We start from the raw sequence: 13,835 nt of genomic DNA on the forward strand, positions 1-13,835 counted from the left end.
ATGATCAGCGACAACAGCACGGCCGGTAGCAACGACACGGTCGGCAAGAGCAGCAGCAACCGTTTCCGTAACGCCCGCCGCCGTACCGCTCTGGCGGCCGGGCTCGCGCTGGCCCTCGGTCTCGGCGTGACGGCGCAGGCCTCCGCCGGCAGCCCGCGCAGTGTGAGCGGCAAGCCGTCCGACAACATCACGCGCATCGCCGACTTCTACGGTGCCTACACCGACGCGGTGACCGACGAGGGCGGCGGCAAGCTCGCGGACGAACTCCGCAAGCACTACCTCACCCCCGCCTTCCAGAAGGAGCTGGCGGCCTGGGAGGACAAGAACCATGCCGACGGCGTGCTGCGGGCGCAGAACGTCCCGCTCGCCTGGAAGGTCACCGACAACGGCACGGCGAACTACACGGAGGCCGTCGTCACGCTCACCTGGGGCAGCGAGACCACGCAGCTCATCGTCGACATGACCCGCGGCACCCACAAGATCTTCCACATCGGCACGAAGGGAGTCGAGGCCGGCTAGGGCTCGTCCGGCGGCTCACGGGCCGAGCCAGGGCGCGCGGCCGCGGCCGCGCGCCCTGGAGGACCGAGGCGAGGGCAGGCCGGTGCCCTAATCGTGTTGACCGCCACCGGCAGGCGGTGCTGGAGTCGGCAGGTGGACAGCATCCCCGCCAACCGGCGGCTCTGGAACCGGATCAGCAGCGCCTACCAGCACGAGCACGACCCGCAGATCGGCGCCGCGCCCCGGCTGTGGGGCATGTACTCCATCCCCGACGCGCACCTGCACGTCCTGGGCGACGTCACCGGCAAGCGCGTCCTCGAACTCGGCTGCGGCGCCGGCCAGTGGTCCAGGGCGCTCGCAGCCGAGGGCGCCACCGTGGTGGGGCTCGACCTGTCCGAAGCCCAACTCGCCGCAGCGGCCCGCGCGATGGGAGCGGCCCGCTACCCGCTGGTGCAAGGCGCCGCCGAACAACTCCCCTTCGCCACCGGCAGCTTCGACCTGGTGTTCTGCGACTTCGGCGGGCTCAGCTGGGCGCCCCCGCACCTGGCCGTCCCGCAGGCCGCACGCGTCCTGGACCGGGGCGGGCGCCTGGTGTTCAACGTCGCCAGCCCATGGTTCGAAGCCTGCTACGACGAAGCCGCCGGCCGCGTGACCACGACGCTGCAGCAGGACTACTTCGGGCTGAACACCATCGCCGAAGACGACGGTGCGACCAGCTATCAGCTCACCTACGGCGACTGGGTCAAGGTCCTGCGCGGCGCGGGTCTCGTCATCGACGACCTCATCGAGGCGCGGCCCGAACCCGGCACACCCAACGGTTACAACGAAACCGACCCACCCGACTGGGCACACCGCTGGCCGGCGGAACTGCTCTGGGTATCCCACAAGCCGTAGGTTCCGCCGCGCCGAGACGTGAGGGCCTCCCCTCGCCGGACAGGCCCCAGGTCCCACCGCCCCGACATGAGCGATACCGGCGTCGGTGCGTCGGTGCGTCGGTCCGGTGGTCCGGTGGTCCGGTGGTCCGGTCCCACCGACTTCCGGTGGTCCAGCGGTTGTTCGGTCGTCCGGCCGGACGGATGCCGGACGGATGCCGGTACGCGGCACGGCTCGTGGTGGCGTGCGGGGAATCCACGGATCGAGGGGCGGTTCGATGGGCGGTCCGTCCAACCCTGTTCCCCGCCAGGGCCGTTCACGCACCGGTGGATTCCGGCCAACCTCAGCGGCCGCGCGAGGGCGCATTCGGCGCGGTGGCGTGGTGCAGGTCGGCGGACGGGGCGGTGGGGGCGGTAGCTGCTGCCCCAGTCCTTCCTTGCATACGGCCAGGTAGGTAGGGGCGAGTCGGTGGACGGGCCGCTGTCCGGCGGTCGGCCCGCCGCCTCGGCGCGTAGCTTCGGAGACGGTCGGGACGGCCGGGGAGGCGGCCGTATCGCACCGTGGATACGCCGGCTCACTCCCGCTCGCGAGGGAGGCTGACGGGCAGGTGCCGTTGCGCGGGTGCACGCCCCCCGAAGAAGCGTCGGCGCTGTCGTACGGCAGCCCCTTCGCCCGGAATCCGGGCCGATCGCCCTCTACGTCCGGCGGCCCGCCCCTTGCCCCGGTGCCTCCCCGCCAAGCGGAACCGGCACGTCGACCAGGGCTTTCCCCGCCGGGCGCCGGTTGCGGAGGGATCAGGGGCGGCCGTACGGCCCGGTCCACCGGCACCGGCCTGTGCGGTGCGTACCACGCCGACGTCACCGACGTCACCCGCGGCCCAGGGGGCACGTGGCGCGCGGGAGGAGCGCGCCGTCACCGTGCTCACTCCGGTCGTGCTCGGGTGAGGGGCGGACACGTCGTGCGCGGCCGCCTCCCGTACGGCCCGAACAGTGCTGTCGTACGTCTCCCCGTTCCCGGCAGTTCCTGGACGCCCGCCCGAACATGGCCGAACACCCGGGCGTCGATGATTCGACATGACTGGCGCGGTGCCGACCGGGCAAGGATCCCCGTGAACGTGTTCGAGCAGGAGGGGAACCCACATCGACACGCGGGCGGGGGTCATGGAGAGGCAGGCACGGGGAAGCGGTCCGACGGCGATCGCGGGCACCTCGGCGACGAGACAGGCGGGGGAGAGCAGGACCGAGGACGTGGTGGAGCAGGACCGGCAGGACCGTGCGTCGCAGCTCAGTCGCAGACTCGGACGGGCCGACCTGAGGGCGGTGCCCGAGACACGGCGGGCGCTCAGGGAACTGTTGCGGGGCTGGGGGAGGCCGGGGCGGTCGGAGACGGCGGAACTGCTCACCAGCGAACTCGTCACCAACGCGCTCGTACACACCGACGACGACGCGGTCCTGACGGCGACCGTCTCACCGACCGGTCTGCGGGTGGAGGTGCGGGACTCCGTGGCCCACCGCCCCCGGCCGAGGGTGCCGAGCGCCGACGAGGCCACGCACGGCCGGGGTCTGGTCCTGGTGGAGTCCCTCGCGGACACGTGGGGGGTACGGGCGCAGGGCGGCGGCAAGGTCGTCTGGTTCGAGCTGGGCGCCGGAGCCGCGTGAGCGGAGGCAGCCGGGCGAGCCCGCGGGCGACCGTGGACCTGCGGCCGCCATGCGGCGGGCAGCGGGCAGCGGGCAGCGGGCAGCGATCGCCGGTCAACGCGCAACGGGCGCCGGGCGCCGGGCAACGGGAAGGGGGCGCGGCCTCGGCGGTCGCGCCCCCTTCCCATGCCAACTGATCACACGTCAGCCGAACTGCTGCTCCAGGTCCTTGAGCTTGCGCTCCAGGGAGTCGAGGCGCGGCAGGGCCATGGTGTCGTCCTCCGCGGTGAGGTCGACGGTGAGGGAGGAGTCAGAAGAGTGGCGTACGGGCTGCAGGGAGGGCCGTGAGCGTACGGGCAGCTGCTCCGCCGAGTTCGCTATGGCAGGCTCCGCGGACACCCGTTCGGCCGTGGCCGGCTCCAGGGCGGCCGGGGCCTCCACCTGGCGGCCACCACCGCCGCCACCGCGGCCGGGGAAGCGGCTGCCGTGGCCCCGGCTGATCGCCTTCAGCTGAGCACGCTCGACGCGGTGCTGCTCGCGGCGGCGCAGCTTCGTCTCCTCCTTGCGGGCCTTGTCCTCACGGACCTCCTCGACGGCCTCGTCCAGGCTGCGCACGTTCTCGAGCAGCATCAGCGACCAGGCCCTGTAGGTCTCGCGGGGGGCACGCGCCCAGCGCACGACGCGGATCTGCGGGAGCGGACGGGGCACGAGGCCCTGCTCGCGCAGCGCGGCCCGGCGGGTCTGCTTCAGGGCACGGTCGAAGAGCACGGCCGCCGAGAGGGACATGCCGGAGAAGAACTGCGGCGCGCCGTCGTGGCCGAGGCCCCTGGGCGCGTGCACCCAGTTGAACCAGGCGGCCGCGCCCGCGAACGTCCACACGAGTATCCGGGAGCCGAGTGCGGCGTCGCCGTGACTGGCTTCGCGCACCGCGAGCACGGAGCAGAACATGGCCGCGCCGTCGAGGCCGAACGGGACCAGGTACTCCCAGCCGTTGGTCAGGCCGAGGTTCTGCTGGCCGAAGCCGACCAGGCCGTGGAAGGAGAGGGCGGCGGCAACGGCCGCGCAGCAGAACAGAAGGACATAGGAGGCGGTGCCATATATGGCCTCCTTGCGCCTGCGGCGCTCCTCGGTACGCTCCCACGAATCGTCCGCGCTCGCATTTGCCCCGGAGGAGCGCTTGCCGCGCGCGAGCACCGCCACCGCCGCCAGCATGCCCAGGAGCAGTACGGCGCCGGGAAGCAGCCAGTTCAGCGATATGTCGGTCAATCTCATCAGGGGTCCCTTGCATTGGGATAGGGCGTAACGCCCGCCATAGTGGCGCAATCCCGCCGTCCCTCAGGGGGTTTCGGGGCAAGAGGCCGCCAAGGAAGTGCAAGGGGATGCCCAGGGCGACGTTCTGCTCGAACTGCCGCTTGAGGGGCGGGAGTTGAGTTCGAATAAGACTACCCGTACGGGTGGTTCCTCGGAAAGTTCCCGGGGCAAGTGAGGGAATTGTGAATTGCCCGTAACCCTGGGAGGAGTCTCGTCCGGGTGATCTTACGGGACGTCCGGCGATGCCCCGTCCCCCGGGGGCGCCTGAGGCCCCCTCAACTCGCGGCGGCCGCAGTGAGCTTGGTGACGCGGTCCGCGTCGCAGGTGCGCGGGCAGGTGGCGCAGGTGTCCTCGGGGCGCAGTGTGTAGAACATGCAGCAGCTCGCCCGGTCCCGGGTGGGCAGGGTCGCGCCGTCCGGGCCGGTCAGCTCGCGGAAGGACGCCGCGCCGACGTAGGGGCGGGTGGCGCCCGGCAGAAGCAGCTCCAGTTCCCGTCGCGCCCGGTCCTTCTCGCCCTCGCCGAGCAGTTCGGCGACGTACCAGAGGCTTTCGACGAGCTCGTCGGTCACCATGCCCCACAGGGCGCGGCCGCGGCGTCGCGCGGGGGGTCCGAATCCGGCGAGCACCGGCTCGTGGTGCTCGGCTATCGCGGCCCGCACCTCCGCGCGCAGCGCCTCCTCGTCCCGGACCACCCGGGCGCCGGGCAGCAGTGCCGCCGGGTCGCCCGGCAGACAGGCGAAGGAGGTGGGCGGCCGGACGGCCATCCGCATGCCGTCGCCGGTGCGGTCGTACGAGACGTGCGTCACGGGCAGGCGCGGCACCCGGCGGTGCAGGAACCAGGGGACGGTGATCAGCAGGCAGGCGGGCCAGGAGTACCGGTGCAGCCCGAAGCTCGCCACGACGTCCGGGCGGGCGGACCGTCCGTAGTCACGGACGACCTGGGCGTCGTCCCAGGCGAGGAAGGCCTCCAGTGCCGCCCCGCCCTCCGCGAGGTCGGCCGCCGCGACCCAGCCGCCACCCTGCGGAAACGGTTCCCCGTGTGCCAGCTCGGTGACGGTCAGCTCGGGGAAGACCTCCGCGAGGCGGGCGTAGGCCTCCGCTGTGGCCGACGGGGCTGTGGGCATGCCGGGACCGCCGTTTCCAGAGGAATTAAAGGTAGCCTAACCTTACTCAGTATGGTCGGGATTTGAACTGACGGCCAGTACGCCTAAGGTGCTTGACGGACGAGTAACAACCCGCCGTAATGACCCCAAGTACCGACAAGGCCGGAGGAGGCCCCGTGGAGCAGGGTGCGCAGGGCTCCACCGGTACCGGAACCCCGGCCGTACCGGGGGCCGAGGGCCGTGCCCGGGTCCCGGCGCAGTCACGGGGCTCCGCCGGGTACGGCGAGGACGCGGACCGGGAGAGATGCGGTCCGGCGGGTGCCGCGCGCGGTGAGCACACGCACAGCGAGCCCCCTGTTCCGCGCCCCCGGCCGGTGGTGCAGCGTGCCTCGGTGCGCGGCCAGATACTCGACGCCCTGCGCACCGCGCTCGTCGCCGGGGAACTGCTGCCGGGCGAGGTGTACTCGGCGCCGGTCCTCGGTGATCGCTTCGGGGTCTCCGCGACACCGGTCCGCGAGGCGATGCAGCAGCTCGCGCTGGAGGGCGCGGTCGAGGTCGTCCCCAACCGGGGCTTCCGGGTGATCGTGCGGGGCAAGCGCGAGCTGGCCGAGCTGGCCGAGGTGCGCGCGCTGATCGAGGTTCCCGTGATGCTGCGGCTCGCCCGTACGGTCCCCGCGGAGCGCTGGGCGGAGCTGCGGCCGGCCGGCGAGGCGGGCGTGCGCGCGGCGGCCTCCGGCTGCCCGGCCGCGTACGCGGAGGCCGACCGGGTCTTCCACCGGGCGGTGCTCGCCCTGTCCGGCAACGAGCAACTGGTCGGCGTGGCCGAGGAGCTGCACCGGCGCTCGCAATGGCCGCCGGCCGGCGTCCCGGTACGGCGCGGGCGGGCGGAGCTGATGGCCGACGCGGCGGAGCACATGGCCCTGCTGGAAGCGCTGACGGCCGGCGAGCCGGACCGGGCGGCGGCGCTGGTGCGCGGGCACTTCGCCGGCACACGCGGCTGAGCCGACCGCTGCCGGGCCGCGGCCCCGCCGCCCACTCGGCCCGGTCAGAGCGAAGGCGACCGCGCCGCCCCGCCTGAGCCCCCCCCGCTTGAGCGCCGCCCCGCCCGCGGGCAGCTCCGCCCCTCGATGCGCAGTAGCGCCTCATGTGCTCGGCCCATGGGGGCGGCACGTTCCCTCAAGTCGTGAGGGGGCCTCGCCCGCTCGAGCGGTCAAGAGGCCCCGCCCTCTTGGGCCGTGAGTGTGCGGGCACCCCGTCACGGCGCGCGCATCCGGGGGAGGGATGGGGCGGGAGCGGGAGCCGCAGCGGAGGCTCCGCGCTCGGCCGGGGCCGCGGCCGGATCCGCGCCGCACGCCTCCGCTCGGGCCCCGTCCTCAGACTCCGGACGGGCTGGGCGTCGGCGGCGGGGCCAACTGCCGTGCCAGCCAGGTCGGTACGCCGCCCAGGAGCCGGAACAGCCGTCGTGCCTCCTCCCGCAGCCGGGAGGCCTCCGGGTCGACCTCCGCGTCCGCCAGTGAGGCGAGCGCCGGGGCGGTGCCCACCAGGTAGCCCAACTCCTCCCGGATGCGCAGGGATTCGGCGAAGCCGTGCCGCGCCTCCGCCACCTCGCCGTCGCGCAGGGCGAGTCCGGCCAGATGGCGCCAGGTGAAGGACAGCAGCAGCAGGTCGGAGTGGGCCGCGGCGGCCGTGTGGGCGCGCCGGTAGGCGGCCCTCGCGGCCTGCGGGGAACGCGAGATGTTCTCCGCGAGCAGCCCCCGGCGGAAGTCCAGCAGTGCTCGTCCGGGCGCGTCCGGCGGGATCAGCGCCGCCGCCCGGCCGAGCGCGGCCCGCGCCTCGTCCACCCGGTCGCGCACGCCGTGCAGCGTGGCCGCGTAGGCAAGTTGCCCCCGTTCACAAGCGGCCGCGCCGCGCTCCTCGTCGTCGTGGGCCAGTGCCTCCGCCGTGCGCAGCGCGTCCTCGGCGTCCTGCCAGCCCTGCTCGGTGTACAGGCACCGTTCCACGAGCAGCGCGGCCCGCTGGACCGAGCCCGCCGCGCTGTCGGGCGGGAGCAGAGCCGCCGCGTCGGCCCAGCAGGCGCGCGAGCGCAGCCGCCATACCGCGGTCTGGAGGGGATCGTCACCTGAGGTCGTTCCGGTACCAGACATGGCGGTGTACGCCACGTTGCCCTCCCCGAGCGCGCCGTCGAGCTTTGAGTGGTGGCCGCATCTCAGCACGAATCGCGGGACCGGGCCAAGGGGGCGGGTGAAGGATTTCACAAAGTCGTGGGACTCCGCGCCCCAAAGGCTTCGACTCGTCGCGATCCGGGGGTGGTGACCGGTGTCGCCCCGGTGTCAGCTCATCCGCAGCGCCAGGAAGAAATCCAGCTTGTCCTCCAGCCGTGAGAGGTCACGGCTCGTCAACTGCTCGATCCGTCCGACCCGGTAGCGCAGCGTGTTGACGTGCAGGTGCAGACGGGACGCGCACCGGGTCCACGAACCGTCGCAGTCCAGGAACGCCTCCAGGGTCGGGATCAGCTCCGCACGGTGGCGCCGGTCGTAGTCGCGCAGCGGGTCCAGGAGACGGGCGGTAAACGCTTTCCGCACATCGTCCGGGACGAACGGGAGCAGCAGCACGTGCGAGGCCAGTTCCTGGTGGCCCGCGGCGCAGACCCGGCCGGGGCGGGCGGCGGCCACGCGGCGGGCGTGCCGTGCCTCCTCCAGGGCCCCGCGCAGCCCCTCGGCCGAGTGCACGGCCGCGCTGACGCCCAGCGTGAGCCGCCCGTCGCCGTCGAGGCCGGACGACAGCGGCTCGCGGACGGCCGCCAGCAGGGCGTCGGCGAGGAGGCCGGTCTCGGAGCCGTCGTGCTCGCTCGACACCGCCGGCAGCGGGACCAGGGCGATGGCCTCGTCGCCGGTGTGGGCCACGGCGATGCGGTCGGAGGGCTCGGGGCCGGTGGCGAGCGGGTCGACCAGGATCTCCTCCAGGAGCGACTGGGCGACCGGGCCGGCCGCCGGCCCGCCGTCGTCCCACTCGACACGGGCCACGACCACCTGCCAGTGCGGGGCGGCCCCCAGCCCCGGCAGCAGCACCGGCGCGGCCACCCGCAGGCGGGCCGCGATCTCCCCCGGGGCGGCGCCCGTCTGGACCAGCTCCAGCACCTCCTGCGCCAGACGTCTGCGCACCGTGCGCGCGGCGTCCCGGCGGTCCCGCTCGACGGCGATCAGCTGGGTGACGCCCTGCAGCAGGTCGAGGCGCTCGTCCGCCCAGTCCCCGGCGTCCGCCTCGACGGCCAGCAGCCAGTCCGACAGGACGCTCTCGCGCACGTCCCGCGATCCCTGGGCGGCCTGCGAGGCCCGTGCGGCCTGCGGGACGCGGCCGCCGCTGCCGATCGGGAACAGCGAGTACGTCGTATGGCCCATGATCACCCGGTGAGGTCCGCGCCGCCCGGTGCGGACGGCCGCCAGGTGCTCCGCCGCCAGCTTCGCGCACGCGTCGGGCGGCAGGGCCGGGCCCGCCGCCTTGGGGCCGGCGATGAGCCGTCCGGTGGGGGACAGGACCCAGGCCCGCAGGTCCAGGTCGGAGCCGAGCAGGTCCAGGACCACGTCCGGGCCGCCGCCCGCCGGGCCCGAGGTCATCATCCGGCGGTGCCGGTCCACGACGGCCGCGAGGTCCCCGGCACGCTCGCCGGACACCTGCCGTACGACGTGCTCGGTGATCGTCGCGAAGGCCACCGACTCGTGCACCGCGAACAGCGGGAGACGGTGCCGGGCGCAGGCCACGGCCAGGTCCTCCGGGACGGCACCCAGCTCCGCCTCGCCGGCCGCGAGCGCGGCCACCCCGGCCTGCACCAGGATCCGCACGAACGGTTCGGAGTCCGCCGCGTCCCGGCGCCACGCCAGGCCTGTCAGCACCAGCTCACCCCCGGAGAGGTAGCGGCTGGGGTCGCGCAGGTCGGTGGTCATGACACCCCGTACCGTGCGGTCCAGCTCGTCCTCGCCGCCGAGGAGCCTGAGGCCCAGCGCATCGGTGTCCAGCAGTGCGCGCAGCCGCATCTCGTCGCCGCCGTTCTTTGTCTCGAAAACTACGATGAATCCTGAAGGACGTGGTGGGAGGGGACCCGCCGTCGGCCCGGCCCGGGGGAGCCCGACCCGTGCGGCGGACTGTCACGAACCGCATTCTTCGGTGGCCAGGTCGTTTCCTACGTTTCCACAGGAAAACGAGGAGGTTACCGAGGACCTCCGTTCATACGAATCTACAAGATGCCCGGGCCGACCAGCCAACTCCTTCATGGTTTCCGTGACTGACCCGGTCGGAGCAAGGCGCTGTGTACTGGCCTCACTCCGCGTGAACACCACAGATACGAGCCGGGCCCGCCGCACCCGATTCTGGCTCGATACGACTCACGAGACTCAAGAGACGAAGAAGAGAGCCGGTCATGGACTTCCTTCGCCCCGCCAGCTGGGAGGACGCGCTCGCCGCCAAGGCCGAGCACCCCACCGCTGTGCCGATTGCGGGTGGCACCGATGTGATGGTCGAGATCAACTTCGACCACCGGAGGCCCGAGTACCTGCTCGACCTCAACCGGGTGGGTGACCTCTACGAATGGGAGGTCGGCGAGGAGAGCGTGCGGCTCGGCGCCTCCGTCCCCTACACCCGGATCATGGAGAACCTGCGCGCGGAACTGCCGGGCCTCGCCCTCGCCTCGCACACCGTGGCCTCCCCGCAGATCCGCAACCGCGGCGGCGTCGGCGGCAACCTCGGCACCGCCTCCCCGGCCGGCGACGCCCACCCCGCCCTGCTGGCGGCCGGCGCCGAGGTCGAGGCGGAGTCGGTGCGCGGTACCCGCCGGATCCCGATCGACGCCTTCTACACCGGCGTGAAGCGCAACGCGCTCGCCCCCGACGAGCTGATCCGCGCCGTCCACATCAAGAAGGCCGACGGCCCGCAGCAGTTCTCCAAGGTGGGTACCCGCAACGCCATGGTGATCGCCGTCTGCGCCTTCGGTCTCGCCCTGCACCCGCGGTCCAGGACCGTCCGTACCGGCATCGGCTCGGCCGCGCCCACCCCCGTCCGGGCGAAGACCGCGGAGGACTTTCTCAACGCGGCACTCGAAGAAGGCGGTTTCTGGGACAACGGAAAGATCATCGCCCCGTCGGTCGCCAAGCAGTTCGCGGACCTGTGCGCCGCCGCCTGCAACCCCATCGACGACGTCCGGGGGACGGCGAGTTACCGACGGCACGCGGTGGGCGTCATGGCCCGCCGCACGCTGACCTGGACCTGGGAGTCGTACCGCGGCACCCGCAGCACCGCGAAGGGAGCCGCGTGATGCGCGTCAACTTCACCGTCAACGGACGTCCGCAGGAAGCGGACGACGTGTGGGAGGGCGAGAGCCTGCTCTACGTGCTGCGCGAGCGGCTCGGACTGCCGGGTTCGAAGAACGCCTGCGAACAGGGGGAGTGCGGCTCGTGCACGGTCCGGCTGGACGGCGTCCCGGTGTGTTCCTGCCTGGTCGCCGCCGGACAGGCCGAGGGCCGCGACATCGTCACCGTCGAGGGGCTCGCGGACTACGCCAAGCAGCGCGCCGCGCACGGCGGTTGTGGAACCGGTTCCTGCGGCACGGCGGGCGCGTCGGACGCCTCCCCGGGCGAGGCCGACGACCGGCCGGCCGGGGGCGCCGACTCCCACACCGGCGAGGGAACCGAACTCGCCCCGATCCAGCAGGCGTTCATCGACGCCGGCGCCGTCCAGTGCGGTTTCTGCACTCCGGGGCTGCTGGTGGCCGCCGACGAGATGCTGGAACGCAACCCGAACCCGAGCGACGCGGACATCCGCGAGGCGCTCTCCGGCAACCTCTGCCGGTGCACCGGATACGAGAAGATCATGGACGCGGTCCGCCTGGCGGCCGCCCGTCAGGGAGAGGTGGTCTGACGATGCCTTCCCCCACTCGCGGCTCCGCACGAGCGGACGGCGCCCCCACCGGCGCTCCCCTCGGCACGCCCACCAAGGTCACCCAGGCCTCCCGGACCAAGGGCGGCATCGGCGAGTCCACGCTCCGCCCCGACGGCACGCTCAAGGTCACCGGCGAGTTCGCGTACTCCTCCGACATGTGGCACGAGGACATGCTCTGGGGCCAGATCCTGCGCTCCACGGTCGCCCACGCCGAGATCGTCTCCATCGACACCTCCGAGGCCCTCGCCCTGCCCGGCGTCTACGCCGTGATGACCTACGACGACCTGCCGACGGACGTGAAGAACTACGGCCTGGAGATCCAGGACACCCCGGTCCTGGCCCACGGCAAGGTCCGCCACCACGGCGAGCCGGTCGCGATCGTCGCCGCGGACCACCCGGAGACCGCCCGCCGCGCCGCGGCGAAGATCAAGGTCGAGTACCGCGAACTGCCCGTCGTCACCGACGAGGCCTCCGCGACCGCGCCGGACGCGATCCTGATCCACGAGGGCCGCGACGACCACCACATCGGTCACGTCCCGCACCCGAACATCGTCCACCGCCAGCCGATCGTCCGGGGCGACGCGGCCGCGGCCGCCGCGCGCGCCGACGTCGTCGTCCGGGGCGAGTACACCTTCGGCATGCAGGACCAGGCCTTCCTCGGCCCCGAGTCCGGTCTCGCCGTGCCCGAGGAGGACGGTGGCGTCCACCTCTACATCGCCACCCAGTGGCTGCACTCCGACCTGCGCCAGATCGCGCCCGTCCTCGGCCTGCCCGAGAGCAAGGTGCGGATGACGCTGTCCGGTGTCGGCGGCGCGTTCGGCGGCCGCGAGGACCTGTCGATGCAGATCCACGCCTGTCTGCTGGCCCTGCGCACCGGAAAACCCGTCAAAATCGTTTACAACCGTTTCGAGTCCTTCTTCGGCCACGTCCACCGCCACCCGGCGAAGCTCACCTACGAGCACGGCGCGACCCGCGACGGCAAGCTCACCCACGTCAAGTGCCGGATCGTCCTCGACGGCGGCGCCTACGCCTCGGCCAGCCCGGCCGTCGTCGGAAACGCCTCCTCGCTCGGCGTCGGCCCGTACGTCGTCGACGACGTCGACATCGAGGCCATCGCCCTCTACACCAACAACCCGCCCTGCGGCGCGATGCGCGGCTTCGGCGCGGTCCAGGCGTGCTTCGCCTACGAGGCGCAGATGGACAAGGTCGCGGCCGAACTCGGCATGGATCCGGTGGAGTTCCGCCGGCTCAACGCGATGGAGCAGGGAAGCCTCCTGCCGACCGGCCAGCCCGTCGACTCCCCGGCGCCGGTCGCCGAGATCCTGCGCCGGGTCAAGGCGATGCCGCTGCCCCCGGAGCGCCAGTGGGAGAGCAGCGAGGGCGCGGACGTACGGCAGCTGCCCGGCGGGCTGTCCAACACCACGCACGGCGAGGGCGTCGTACGGGGAATCGGTTACGCGGTCGGCATCAAGAACGTCGGCTTCTCCGAGGGGTTCGACGACTACTCGACCGCCAGGGTCCGTATGGAGGTCATCGCCGGCGAGCCCGTCGCGACCGTCCACACCGCCATGGCGGAGGTCGGCCAGGGCGGCGTCACCGTCCACGCGCAGATCGCCCGCACCGAGCTGGGCGTCTCGCAGGTGACCATCCAGCCCGCGGACACGCAGGTGGGCAGCGCCGGCTCGACCTCGGCCTCCCGGCAGACGTACGTCACCGGCGGCGCCGTCAAGAACTCCTGCGAACTCGTCCGGGAGAAGGTCCTGGAGATCGGCCGTCGCAGGTTCGGCTCCTACCACCCCGCCTGGGCCACCGCCGAGCTGCTCCTGGAGGGCGGCAAGGTCGTCACCGACGGCGGCGAGGTCCTCGCCGACCTGGTCGACGTGCTCGAGGGCGAGAGCGTCGAGGTCGAGGCGGAGTGGCGGCACCGGCCCACCGAGCCGTTCGACCTGCGCACCGGGCAGGGCAACGGACACGTCCAGTACTCCTTCGCCGCGCACCGCGCCGTCGTCGAGGTCGACACCGAGCTCGGCCTGGTGAAGGTCATCGAACTGGCCTGTGCGCAGGACGTCGGCAAGGCGCTCAACCCGCTGTCGGTGATCGGCCAGATCCAGGGCGGCACGACCCAGGGGCTGGGCGTGGCGGTCATGGAGGAGATCATCGTCGACCCGAAGACGGCGAAGGTCAGGAACCCCTCGTTCACGGACTACCTGATCCCCACGATTCTCGACACGCCGACCATCCCGGTCGACGTGCTCGAACTCGCCGACGACCACGCCCCCTACGGGCTCCGTGGCGTCGGCGAGGCACCCACCCTGTCGTCCACCCCGGCGGTCCTCGCGGCCATCCGGAACGCGACCGGGCTGGAGCTCAACCGCACGCCGGTACGTCCGGAGCACCTCACCGCAACGTGACCCCTCGGGGTCCGCTCAGGTGTCGTCCGGGGGTGCCGCACCCCCGGACCACCCTCCCCTTGTTCGTCTCGGGC

Annotated in this window: 11 protein-coding genes; 7 read left to right on the forward strand and 4 right to left on the reverse strand. The window is 72.8% G+C overall.

Features of this window, described 5'->3' with window-relative positions; genetic code table 11:
- From ASD48_RS35310 to ASD48_RS35320, 3 genes are all read left to right on the forward strand, one after another.
- Positions 1-519: a hypothetical protein gene (locus ASD48_RS35310; protein WP_242432824.1), complete on the forward strand. Its 519-nt coding sequence runs from the start codon at positions 1-3 to the stop codon at positions 517-519.
- 132 nt (positions 520-651) lie between these two features.
- Entirely contained in the window at positions 652-1,392 is a 741-nt protein-coding gene (locus ASD48_RS35315; protein WP_057605944.1) for a methyltransferase domain-containing protein, read from the forward strand.
- Between the two features lie 1,139 nt (positions 1,393-2,531).
- Positions 2,532-3,029 (forward strand): ATP-binding protein, encoded by a 498-nt coding sequence (locus tag ASD48_RS35320; protein WP_057605945.1) that lies wholly within the window; start codon positions 2,532-2,534, stop codon positions 3,027-3,029.
- Between the two features lie 183 nt (positions 3,030-3,212).
- Here ASD48_RS35320 and ASD48_RS35325 read toward each other — a convergent pair whose 3' ends face one another.
- Positions 3,213-4,280, reverse strand: coding sequence for a DUF2637 domain-containing protein (locus ASD48_RS35325; RefSeq protein ID WP_057605946.1), 1,068 nt, complete (start codon positions 4,278-4,280; stop codon positions 3,213-3,215).
- A gap of 314 nt (positions 4,281-4,594) precedes the next feature.
- Positions 4,595-5,443 (reverse strand): (2Fe-2S)-binding protein, encoded by an 849-nt coding sequence (locus ASD48_RS35330; RefSeq protein ID WP_057605947.1) that lies wholly within the window; start codon positions 5,441-5,443, stop codon positions 4,595-4,597.
- 155 nt (positions 5,444-5,598) lie between these two features.
- On the opposite strand from ASD48_RS35330, the gene ASD48_RS35335 reads away from it, so the two are divergent.
- The gene (locus ASD48_RS35335; protein WP_057605948.1) at positions 5,599-6,423 is read left to right on the forward strand and encodes a GntR family transcriptional regulator; all 825 of its coding nucleotides are present in this window, start codon (positions 5,599-5,601) and stop codon (positions 6,421-6,423) included.
- Positions 6,424-6,795: 372 nt separating this feature from the next.
- On the opposite strand, the gene ASD48_RS35340 is transcribed toward ASD48_RS35335, so the two are convergent.
- Together ASD48_RS35340 and ASD48_RS35345 are read right to left on the reverse strand one after the other, a co-directional pair.
- Positions 6,796-7,581, reverse strand: coding sequence for a hypothetical protein (locus ASD48_RS35340; protein WP_057605949.1), 786 nt, complete (start codon positions 7,579-7,581; stop codon positions 6,796-6,798).
- A gap of 171 nt (positions 7,582-7,752) precedes the next feature.
- Complete coding sequence (locus ASD48_RS35345) at positions 7,753-9,453, reverse strand: PucR family transcriptional regulator ligand-binding domain-containing protein (protein WP_057605950.1); 1,701 nt, start codon at positions 9,451-9,453, stop codon at positions 7,753-7,755.
- A gap of 383 nt (positions 9,454-9,836) precedes the next feature.
- Here ASD48_RS35345 and ASD48_RS35350 point away from each other — a divergent pair, with 383 nt between their 5' ends.
- From ASD48_RS35350 to ASD48_RS35360, 3 genes are read left to right on the forward strand one after another with little or no spacing between them, the layout of a single operon-like run.
- Positions 9,837-10,727 carry an FAD binding domain-containing protein gene (locus ASD48_RS35350; RefSeq protein ID WP_057605951.1) on the forward strand — a complete coding sequence of 297 codons (891 nt, stop codon included), beginning with the start codon at positions 9,837-9,839 and terminating at the stop codon, positions 10,725-10,727.
- A complete protein-coding gene (locus ASD48_RS35355; RefSeq protein WP_057605952.1) occupies positions 10,727-11,329 on the forward strand; it encodes a (2Fe-2S)-binding protein in 603 nt (200 codons plus the stop codon). Before ASD48_RS35350 ends, ASD48_RS35355 begins: the two co-directional genes overlap by 1 nt.
- A 2-nt stretch (positions 11,330-11,331) precedes the next feature.
- The gene (locus ASD48_RS35360; protein ID WP_057605953.1) at positions 11,332-13,761 is read left to right on the forward strand and encodes a molybdopterin cofactor-binding domain-containing protein; all 2,430 of its coding nucleotides are present in this window, start codon (positions 11,332-11,334) and stop codon (positions 13,759-13,761) included.
- Positions 13,762-13,835: the final 74 nt, after the last annotated feature.

It is taken from the genome of Streptomyces sp. Root1310, assembly GCF_001426425.1.
Classification (GTDB): Bacteria; Actinomycetota; Actinomycetes; order Streptomycetales; family Streptomycetaceae; genus Streptomyces.

Excerpts from the sequence above, each read along its gene's own strand:
- ASD48_RS35330 (WP_057605947.1), bottom strand. The coding sequence starts at position 5,443 with ATGCCCACAGCCCCGTCGGCCACAGCGGAGGCCTACGCCCGCCTCGCG.
- ASD48_RS35325 (WP_057605946.1), bottom strand. The coding sequence starts at position 4,280 with ATGAGATTGACCGACATATCGCTGAACTGGCTGCTTCCCGGCGCCGTA.
- ASD48_RS35355 (WP_057605952.1), top strand. The coding sequence starts at position 10,727 with ATGCGCGTCAACTTCACCGTCAACGGACGTCCGCAGGAAGCGGACGAC.
- ASD48_RS35345 (WP_057605950.1), bottom strand. The coding sequence starts at position 9,453 with ATGCGGCTGCGCGCACTGCTGGACACCGATGCGCTGGGCCTCAGGCTC.
- ASD48_RS35310 (WP_242432824.1), top strand. The coding sequence starts at position 1 with ATGATCAGCGACAACAGCACGGCCGGTAGCAACGACACGGTCGGCAAG.
- ASD48_RS35360 (WP_057605953.1), top strand. The coding sequence starts at position 11,332 with ATGCCTTCCCCCACTCGCGGCTCCGCACGAGCGGACGGCGCCCCCACC.
- ASD48_RS35350 (WP_057605951.1), top strand. The coding sequence starts at position 9,837 with ATGGACTTCCTTCGCCCCGCCAGCTGGGAGGACGCGCTCGCCGCCAAG.
- ASD48_RS35320 (WP_057605945.1), top strand. The coding sequence starts at position 2,532 with ATGGAGAGGCAGGCACGGGGAAGCGGTCCGACGGCGATCGCGGGCACC.